Here is a 1,113-nt window from a genome sequence, read left to right as displayed (position 1 = left end):
ACTTCCATGCGACGGCGCACCGTCCACGGCGTGGGCATACCTGGATTTTTGCAGGCGGTCGTGAGGTCTTGCCCCGCTGCTACGTAATCGAACAGCCGCTCGAATGTCTTGGCCGCGTAACCGCGCTTAGTCGGATTGCGACGCTTAGCATTTGGCTTGGCTTTCTCAACCTTAACCGGCTCTACTTTCGGCGGCTTTGCCGCAAGCGTCTTTCCATTCAATTTCACAGCCACGGCACACCCCTACATTTTGGTGCCCTCCATGGCGTGTTGATGTTGGTACTGCTGCTGGGTGTTACTTCACTTCGCGCGCCCGATCTGCCAGCAACCGGTCAATGTCGTCAGCGGCATGCCGTAGCCACATGCTGGCGCATCGCAGATTATCGTCTGCCTCTACCGGGTCGTCGGCAATCGCCCGCTCTAGCAATTTGTTATGCACGGCTTGCAACGTGGCTTGCACCATCCGCACGCGTTGCGGGCCACCTGGAACACGGCCCTCAAATACAGCTTCAGAAACTTCCGCAAGAGTGGTGCTCACGGCCTGCTCCTATGCAATCAATTGCAGTACACCTAATCGTTTGACAAACCAAAAAGCTGCGCTTAGTGAATCGTCGATGCTGCGGCTTCGTCGAGTAGTGCCTGTGCCTGAATTCTGTCCAGGCGTCCTTTCACCGTCGCCGTGGCCTGAAAAGTCTTCGCCAACAGTGGTGCGAAAAAATCCCTGTCAGGTCCGCCAGCAACGATAAGGTCAGCCGCCAATAGCAGGGCTTCGGATTGCGTCAGCAGGTCCAGCATCGCCCGTGCTGCTGTCGGATCATCCGGGTTGGATTTTTCGGCCAGTAGCGTGATCGCACTATCAATGACAATCAGCCGGTCGAGGACTTCGTTCAGTTCGGTCACTTTCCACTCCCTGACTTCTCCCGCAACTTCGAAAGGGTAGGGACAATCGGCAAGCCACGCGGGTGATGATCGCCATAGGCGGCGGCAAAATCGGGCACTCGTCGGCGCGGCTTCACTCGCTCCCGTGGTATCGGTGTCGGCCACCGTCGCGCACTGCTGTTGCTCATGATGTGTCTCACACGTAACCCAAACGACGAAGCATTGCTACCTTGGA

At 57.1% G+C, this 1,113-nt stretch carries 3 protein-coding genes; all 3 read right to left on the bottom strand.

Annotated features, from left to right (window positions below):
* Nucleotides 1–233 (bottom strand): hypothetical protein (locus P3T22_RS33280; RefSeq protein ID WP_429327293.1); only part of this gene is annotated, 233 nt, incomplete at its 3' end.
* Nucleotides 234–294: 61 nt separating this feature from the next.
* On the bottom strand, nucleotides 295–537 hold the full coding sequence (locus tag P3T22_RS33275) for a hypothetical protein (RefSeq protein WP_429327292.1): 243 nt from the start codon (nucleotides 535–537) through the stop codon (nucleotides 295–297).
* Between the two features lie 62 nt (nucleotides 538–599).
* Nucleotides 600–899, bottom strand: coding sequence for a hypothetical protein (locus P3T22_RS33270; protein ID WP_429327291.1), 300 nt, complete (start codon nucleotides 897–899; stop codon nucleotides 600–602).
* Nucleotides 900–1,113 lie beyond the last annotated feature (214 nt).

This window comes from Paraburkholderia sp. GAS348 (assembly GCF_050434205.1).
Taxonomy (GTDB): Bacteria; Pseudomonadota; Gammaproteobacteria; order Burkholderiales; family Burkholderiaceae; genus Paraburkholderia.
The sequence above is the reverse complement of the archived record's forward strand: the minus strand, read 5'-3'. Positions and strand labels throughout refer to the sequence as shown.